This is a genomic window from Mycobacterium sp., from assembly GCF_036488105.1.
Classification (GTDB): Bacteria; Actinomycetota; Actinomycetes; order Mycobacteriales; family Mycobacteriaceae; genus Mycobacterium.
In genome coordinates this window covers 1-8,116 of sequence record NZ_DASXHW010000387.1, presented here as the reverse complement: position 1 = coordinate 8,116, position 8,116 = coordinate 1, and the positions used below count along the sequence as shown (strand labels likewise).

Genomic DNA, 8,116 nt, shown 5'->3' with positions numbered 1-8,116 from the left:
CAGCCGCACCGAGCGACCCAACGTCGCCCGCCGCGCGAACTGGTCTGTCACGGCCACCGGCCAACCCTAAAGCCCCCGCATCGCTAGGCTGTCCGGATGTCTGGTGTGCGCTCGGTGCTGCTTTTGTGCTGGCGCGATACCGGACACCCCCAGGGCGGCGGGAGTGAGACCTACCTGCAGCGCATCGGCGCCCAGCTGGCCGCTGCCGACGTCGACGTCACGCTGCGGACCGCGCGCTACCCAGGCGCGGCGCGGCGCGAGGTCGTCGACGGCGTGCGCATCCACCGTGCGGGCGGGCGGTACTCGGTCTACGTGTGGGCGCTGTTGGCGATGGCGGCGGCCAGGCTCGGCATCGGTCCGCTGCGACGGGTGCGACCGGACGTGGTCGTCGACACCCAGAACGGTTTGCCTTTCGTGGCCCGGCTGATCTACGGCCGTCGGGTCGCGGTGCTGGTGCACCACTGCCATCGCGAGCAGTGGCCGGTGGCCGGCTGGTTCTTCAGCAGGCTCGGCTGGTTCGTCGAATCGTGGCTCTCGCCGAAGCTGCATCGCCGCAACCAGTATGTGACGGTGTCACTGCCGTCGGCCCGCGACTTGGTCGGCCTGGGGGTGGATAACGAGCGAATCGCCGTGGTGCGCAACGGCCTCGACCAGGCCCCCGCGCCGTCGCTGACAGGCCCGCGGGCGGGGACGCCGCGGGTGCTGGTGCTGTCGAGGCTGGTGCCGCACAAGCAGATTGAAGATGCACTGACCGCGGTGGCCCAGCTGCGATCCTCGATTCCCGACCTGCATCTCGACATCGTCGGCGGCGGGTGGTGGTCTCATCGGCTGACTGATCATGCGACGCGGCTGGGCATCAGCGACGCGGTCACATTTCACGGGCACGTCGATGACGCCGCCAAACACCATGTCATGCAACAGGCTTGGGTGCACGTGCTGCCGTCACGCAAAGAAGGCTGGGGTCTGGCGGTCATCGAGGCGGCCCAGCACGCGGTGCCCACCATCGGCTACCGGTCATCCGGCGGGTTGGCCGACTCGATCATCGATGGAGTGACCGGCGTGCTGGTCGACGACCACGATGAACTGGTGGGTCGGCTTCAGCAGTTGCTCACCGATGCGGTGCTGCGCGATCAGCTCGGCGCCAAGGCGCAAGCGCGTAGCGCCGAATTCTCTTGGAAGCAAAGCGCGGACGCGATGCGTACGGTGCTGGAGTCGGTGGTCGCCGGCAACCGCGTCACCGGCGTGGTGTAACGGTGAGGCCTTCCTAGGGTGTCCCGCCCTCGTCGTCACCCGCTGCCGAACGAGCCTGTTGCCGCCGACTAGTTACGGTAGCGCCGACCGCTCCGGCGATCAGTATGGCAAGCCACGCCAAGTGCGCGATCACGACCGTCGTCCGCCGGCCCGTCGACGCACCGGCTGTAGCGCCGCCAACGCGGTACAACGCCAGGTCCCGTCCGCGGTAAGCCACCGGCAACCGGTCGAATGTCTCTGCGGCCGAACCCATATCGCCGGGTGTGCCCAACTCGACCACCAGCCATCCGACGCCGGCCCGACGGAGATCAACCGAATCGCCACCGGCCAACAGCAGCTGTTGCACATCGCGGGCCCGGTTTCCCTCACCGAGAACCGTCGTCCCCGAAATGGTCAGGTCGCCCGTGGTCAGGACGTCAGCGCGCAGCCAGCGCGGCAGCGGATCCAGCACTGGCGCCGGACCGGACCAGGCGAATCGACGCATGGTGTCGGCCGGCAACACCGCGACCTCTGCAGGCTCGCGGTTGATCGCCGCCGCAACGGTCGGCCAGTCGCTCGGATAGCGCACCGAGTCGAGCTTTCCCCCTACGCCCCAAGCCAAGTCGGGAAGCGACAGCAGCAGCGCGGCGCAGCACACTAGCGCGGCGGATGCGGGCCGCAACCAGCGCCGCAACACCAGCACCGCGCCCGCGGCGGCCAGCGCATAGCCGGGCATCGCCAACGCGACCCACTTCTGCCCGTCGCGCAGCACGCCCAGGCCGGGTGCGGTGCCGACCAGCGTGTGCAGAACGGCCAGTCCCGGGCCGGTGGCCATCGCCGCGGGTATCACCACCGATGCCATCGCCAGTATCAGCAACGGCAGCGCTACCCGGTGACGCGTCAGCGTGACGACCCCCGCCGCAACCACCGCGAGCAGCACAACCGCCGACAAGACTGCGAAAAGCGTTGCCCGCGAGGCTGGCACGGAATCGCTGTTCCAGATGCCACCCAGGCTGGCCAGACTGCCCAGGGTGCCCAGACCGGGCTCGGCCCGTGCCGCGAACGCGGCAACACCTGGCGCACGAGCCCACACGTGATCCGGCGACCACAGACCCAGTGCCGCCGCGGTCAACCACGGCAGCGCCGCCGCCACCGCGTCGGCCAATATGATTGCGGCGCAACGCCAGCGGCAAGTTCCAGTACCCGGCACCGCGACGCAAACCAACCCAACTGTGCCGGCAAGAAGCAGGCCGGTCGGGGTAAGCCCGGCCAGCGCAATCCAGAATGCCAGTCCGAAAATGCTGGGCCAGGAGGTGCTTTCGCTTGATCGAAGCGTCAGCACGCTGGCAGCTACCCACGGCAGGCAGCCGTAGCCGAGCAGTAGACTCCAGTGTCCCTGCAGGAGTCGTTCGCCGACGTAAGGATTCCAGATCGCCAGTGTGGTCGCCGAAAATTGGCCGCCGGCACCGGATTCCGGCAACACCTGCGCGACCAGTCGAGCCGCGCCCCAGCCCGCCAACCACAGTCCAACGACCAGCAATGCCTTCACTACCAGGCCGCCGTCGATGCAGCGCGAGGCCAGCGCGATCGCGAAATCCTGTGGCGTGGCCCGGGGCGCCGAAACCAGCCCGAGGGCGCTATCGGAGAGATAGGACCGCGGTGTGGAGACCGCGTCGCGCAGCAGCAGATAGCCGGGGCTCAGTAGCGGCGCCACCACCAGCAGCGCCAGCGCCAGCGCGTACCCGGGACGGGACCAGCGCAGAGCCCAGTGGGGTGCCGCCCGCACGCGTCCAGCTAGCTAGGACAGGTCGGGCGGACCCGACGTCGAAGGACCTCCCGAGCTTGGCGGCCCCTGCTCTCGCTTGACGTCCTTGGGCGGAGTGGGAATCTTCTCGGTCTCGGCTTCGGCACCCGGAACTCGCGCGGGCGGTGGCTCGCCGCGGCCGAAGAAGCCACCTTGGTCGGCCGCGTCCACGTCGGGTTCGGCTAGCGCGGTCTCGGTCCGCAAGCTGAACGAGCCGAGCAACAGCCCGCCGATCAGCGCGATCACGCCGGCCGCGGTGAAGGTGATGGGCAGGACGCGGGACCACAGCGCCAACCGGTCGCGCTCATCGCGCGCCGCGTTGACCTGTGACTCGATGGAAGCCTCGTTGGAGGTGATCGTGTAGTCGACCAGCGTCACCTCGGGCTTCAGCGCGTCGCGAGCGAAGTAGTGATTGGCGCGCTCTTTTTCCTTGACGATGGTCCCCGATTCCGGGTCCACCCAAAACGTCCGTTGCGCCGCGTAATAGCGGGTCATGGTGATCTTCTCGTCCGGATCGCCCGGCAGGCCCCACATGAACGCGGTGTTGGTGACCTTGCTGTCCGCATCGTCGGCGTACAGCGACGGGTACCTGATCGGCTCAGCCAACTTGCCGTCGGCGTCGTAGCCGACGTCCTGGGTGAACTTGTACGCGGTCAGGCCGTTGACGTCTTCTTCACCGGTGTAGTTGGCCTCGAAGGCCTTCTGAGCGATCGGATCGAAGTACGAATACGAGCGCTTCTCGGTATGGAACGGGAATCGGTAGGACAAGCCGTCGTGTGGCAACGCGATGTTGGTGGCCGGGCTTTCATCCTTGAACCCGCGCGGCTTCTGCACCGCGCCGCCGGGGTGAGTGTCGTCGGACACCGCTGACGCGGTCTTCCGGTTGAGGGTGACGGTGTCGACCAGGGCGAGCAGCAGCCCGGAATCCTTTTGCTTGTCGCTGCGCCGAACCGAGGCGCCCACTTGCAACGTGACGACATCGGCGTTGGCGGGAGATTCGACGTCGATCTGCTGCTGCGAGACCAGCGGCACGTTCTTATCGACCACCAGCTTCGGGCTGTACAGCGAGGCGGTGTCTACCGCGGTCCCAGTGCCTTCGCCAATCAACGTCGCGTCCAGATTGAGCGGAATTTTGGTGATCCTGCTACCGGTGTAGGTCCACAACAGCAGCGCGGCGATCAACAACGCGGCTCCGAGTCCCATGATCCCGCACGCGGCCATCCGCAACATGACTGCTCGGTTCACGTGGCCGTGACCTCCTTCTGGTCTCGTTCGGTTCAGGCCACCAAAACCTGTTCCGTCCCGAACCCCCGCGACCTGGGGTTCTACCCGCTTACGCTGCAGCAGCCAAGCAAAACTCGTTCGACCCTAACAGCATTATTTAAGGTCGCCCTTTATGTCCCCACGGCGGGTAAATCGGGTGAACCCCATTCTCCGGGCAGACTGTCACCATGACGGATAGCGAGCAGGTCGGCGGCACTCGGCGCTTCCTGCCCGCCGTCGAAGGTATGCGGGCCTGCGCGGCGATCGGCGTCGTCATCACCCACGTCGCGTTTGACACCGGGCACTCCAGCGGGATCGACGGTCGGCTGTTCGGCCGCTTCGATCTGGCGGTGGCGGTGTTCTTCGCATTGTCGGGCTTCTTGTTGTGGCGCAGTCATGCGGCGGCCGCGCGCGGTCTCGCCTGGCGCCCGTCCACGGGTCACTACCTGCGATCGCGGGTGGTCCGCATCATGCCGGCCTATCTGGTTGCCGTCGTCGTGATTCTGACCCTGCTGCCGGACGGCAATCACCCGAATCTGACCGTATGGCTGGCGAATCTGTCACTAACCCAGGTGTATGTCCCGTTGACGCTGACCGCCGGACTGACTCAGATGTGGAGCCTGTCGGTCGAGATCACCTTCTACCTGGCGTTGCCGATACTCGCGATGCTGGCGGCACGACTACCGGTCCGCGCCCGGGTACCGGCGATCGCCGTTCTGGCTGTCGCGAGCTGGTTTTGGGGCTGGCTCCCGTTTGCCGCTCCGGCCGGCCTCAACCCGTTGACGTGGCCGCCGGCGTTCTTCTCCTGGTTCGCCGCGGGCATGCTGCTGGCCGAGTGGATCCACACCCCGCTCGGGTGGCCGCACCGGCTGGCGCGACGCCGGCTGGCGATGGCCGTCGTGGTGGTGGCGGCCTACCTGGTGGCCGCCTCGCCGCTGGCCGGCCCCGCCGGGTTGGTTCCTAGCAGCGCCGCCCAATTCACCGTGAAGACCGCGATGGGGGCGCTGGTGGCGGCGGGTCTGGTGGCGCCGCTGGTGCTCGACCGGCCCGACGAAAGCCATCGGCTGCTGGGCAGCGCCCCGATGGTGACGCTCGGACGCTGGTCGTACGGCATCTTCATCTGGCACCTTGCCGCGCTGACGATGGTGTTCCCGGTGATCGGTCAATTCCCGTTCCGGGGACACATGCCCGAGGTGCTGGCGCTGACACTGGTGTTCAGTATCGCCATCGCCGCAGTGAGCTATGCGCTCGTCGAATCACCGTGCCGGGAAGCGTTGCGGCGCTGGGAATCCCGCACCAAGCAACCAGCCACCCAGGGGGTTGGCGATGCCGTCAGCCCGCGTCAAGAAGACGCAATCGCGCCATGATCTCGTTGCGGACCGCGGAGCGGCGTGCCTTGCCGGCGTCATCGCGTAACGGGGTGTCGACGAACTCGACGGTCTCGGGCACCTTGTAACCGGCGATGCGCTCGCGCAGAAACGCCTGCACCGTCTGCTCGTCCAGTGCCGAGCCAGCCTGAACCAAGGCGTACGGCACCTGTCCCAGATCTTCGTGTGGCACACCAACAACCAAGCAGGACAGCACATCCGGATGCTCGGAGAGCGCGGCTTCGATCTCGGCCGGGTACACGTTGCGGCCGCCGACGGTGAACATGTCGACCCGGCGGTCCGAGATGTACAGGAACCCGTCGGTGTCGAAGTAGCCGAGGTCACCGAGCGAGTCCCAGCCGTCGCGCGATTTCGCGGTGGCGCCGACGTAGCGATAGGTGGGTGCGCTGCCCGGGCTGGGCCGCATGTAGATCTCGCCTACTTCGCCGGGTGGACACGGGTTGCCGTCGTCGTCGAGCACCTTCATCTCGCCGGCGACGACGATGCCGACCGAGCCACGGTGAGCCAGCCACTGGTCCCCGGAGATGAACGTCAACGCCTGTAATTCGGTGCCGCCGTAGAGTTCCCAGACTTTCTCGGGCCCGAGCAGGTCGATCCAGGCCTGTTTGATGGCGGGCGGGCATGGCGCGCCGAGGTGCCAGAACCGGCGAAGCGACGACAGGTCGTAGGCATCGGGGTTGTCGTGGTAGGCCGGCAGCGCCCGCTGCATGATGGTCGGCACCGTCGTCAGGAAAGTGACGCGGTGGTCGCTGATCAGCCGGAGGAAATTCTCCGGCTCGAACCGGCTCATCAGCACGAGGTGGTGGCGCATCAGCAAAGCGATGGTGGCGGTGGTGAACCCGGTGTTGTGCGACAGCGGCACCGGCACCAGCGTGGTGTCGCCCTCTTGCGCACCCAGCGGATAGCCGATGGCGGCGGGGATCCGGCTGTCGCCACCGGACTCGATCAGCTTGGGCCGCCCGGTGCTGCCGCCTGACCCCATCGCCTTCCAGACCGGCGACACCGCCTCCGGTAGTGCCTCGTCGGACAATTCCGGGTCGGGAACGAAACCTGTTGGAATGCTTGTTATTTCGGGGTGCTCGCGGCCGACCAGCAAGGTCGGCGGCCGCAGTTCCAGCAGGTCGGCCAGCTCGGCGTCGGGCAGCCGCGCGGACAGCGGCTGGGGCACGGCGCCCAGCTTCCAGCACGCGACCGCGGCCTGGACCCACTCGATCGAGTTGGGTAGCACCATCGTCACGTAGTCGCCGACTCCGACACCACGCGCGGCGTAAGCGCGGGCCAACCGGTTCGTCGAGCGGTCGAGTTCGCCGCGGGTCAGCGTGCGCCCGTCACACGTGACGGCCGGTTCGTCGGGGGCGAGCGAGGCCAGCGCGGAGATCTGTACGCCAATCGGCGGGACCAGCTCGGCTCCCGTCACTGGTAAGAGCCCTGCCGCTCGAAGATGCGGCGCGGGTTGTCGACGAGCATGGTGTGCAGCTGCTCGTCGGTGACACCGCGTTGTTTGAGCGCGGGGATCACGTCGTTGTGGATATGCAGGTAGTGCCAGTTCGGCGCCATCTGCGGCACCAGCTGCTCGGGCAGCGCGTCGAAGTAGCAGTTGGCGTCGTGCGAGAGCACCATCTTGTCGGCGTGGCCGCGCTCGCACATCTGCACCACTATGCCTACCCGCTCCTCGAACGGCAGGATCACGTCGATGCCGAATCGATCCATCCCGAGGTAGGAGCCGGCGGAGATGAGCTCCTCGAGATAGCCGACGTCGGTGCTGTCGCCGGAGTGACCGATGATCACCCGGCTCAGGTCGACGCCCTCTTCCTCGAAGATCTTCTGCTGCTCGAGCCCGCGTCGCAGTCCGGCATGGGTGTGCGTGGAAATCGGTACCCCAGTGCGCTTGTGCGCCTGGGCGACCGCACGCAGTACCCGCTCGACGCCCGGGGTGATGCCGGGCTCGTCGGTGGCGCACTTGAGGATGCCGGCCTTGATGCCGGTGTCGGCGATCCCCTCCTCGATGTCGCGGACGAACATGTCGGTCATGATCTCAGGGCCGCCCAGCATCCCGCCCGGGCCCTCGTAGTGGAAGCGGAATGGAATGTCGTTGTAGGTGTAGAGGCCGGTCGCCACGACGATGTTCAGGTCGGTGGCCGCGGCGACCCGGGCGATGCGGGGGATGTAGCGGCCCAGCCCGATCACGGTGAGGTCGACGATGGTGTCGACGCCGCGCGACTTCAGTTCGTTGAGCCGATCGATGGCATCGGCCACCCGTTTGTCTTCGTCGCCCCATGCCTCCGGGTAGTTCATCGCGATCTCGGTGGTCATGATGAACACGTGTTCATGCATGAGCGTGACGCCGAGATCGGTGGTATTGACAGGTCCCTGAGCGGTATTCACTAACGACACGTAGCCGACTCTAGGACGACGAATCGGCCTCCGTGGC

Annotated in this window: 6 protein-coding genes; 2 read left to right on the top strand and 4 right to left on the bottom strand. The window is 67.1% G+C overall.

Translation table 11 applies throughout. The annotated features are described in order from the left end of the window. The first annotated feature begins 96 nt into the window (after nucleotides 1–96). On the top strand, nucleotides 97–1,251 hold the full coding sequence (locus VGH54_RS20345; protein ID WP_331513885.1) for a glycosyltransferase family 4 protein: 1,155 nt from the start codon (nucleotides 97–99) through the stop codon (nucleotides 1,249–1,251). Nucleotides 1,252–1,264: 13 nt separating this feature from the next. Here VGH54_RS20345 and VGH54_RS20340 read toward each other — a convergent pair whose 3' ends face one another. Beyond that, nucleotides 1,265–2,992, bottom strand: coding sequence for a hypothetical protein (locus tag VGH54_RS20340; RefSeq protein WP_331513887.1), 1,728 nt, complete (start codon nucleotides 2,990–2,992; stop codon nucleotides 1,265–1,267). A gap of 36 nt (nucleotides 2,993–3,028) precedes the next feature. Further along, entirely contained in the window at nucleotides 3,029–4,279 is a 1,251-nt protein-coding gene (locus VGH54_RS20335; protein ID WP_331513884.1) for a DUF3068 domain-containing protein, read from the bottom strand. Between the two features lie 206 nt (nucleotides 4,280–4,485). On the opposite strand from VGH54_RS20335, the gene VGH54_RS20330 reads away from it, so the two are divergent. Then, entirely contained in the window at nucleotides 4,486–5,664 is a 1,179-nt protein-coding gene (locus tag VGH54_RS20330) for an acyltransferase (protein WP_331513883.1), read from the top strand. On the opposite strand, the gene VGH54_RS20325 is transcribed toward VGH54_RS20330, so the two are convergent. Both VGH54_RS20325 and VGH54_RS20320 read right to left on the bottom strand, forming a co-directional pair. Next, nucleotides 5,630–7,102, bottom strand: a complete 1,473-nt coding sequence (locus VGH54_RS20325) for an AMP-binding protein (protein WP_331513882.1) — start codon at nucleotides 7,100–7,102, stop codon at nucleotides 5,630–5,632. The genes VGH54_RS20330 and VGH54_RS20325 overlap by 35 nt on opposite strands. After that, a complete protein-coding gene (locus VGH54_RS20320; RefSeq protein WP_331513881.1) occupies nucleotides 7,099–8,079 on the bottom strand; it encodes a phosphotriesterase-related protein in 981 nt (326 codons plus the stop codon). The genes VGH54_RS20325 and VGH54_RS20320 overlap by 4 nt, the downstream gene beginning before the upstream one ends. Between the last annotated feature and the right edge of the window lie 37 nt (nucleotides 8,080–8,116).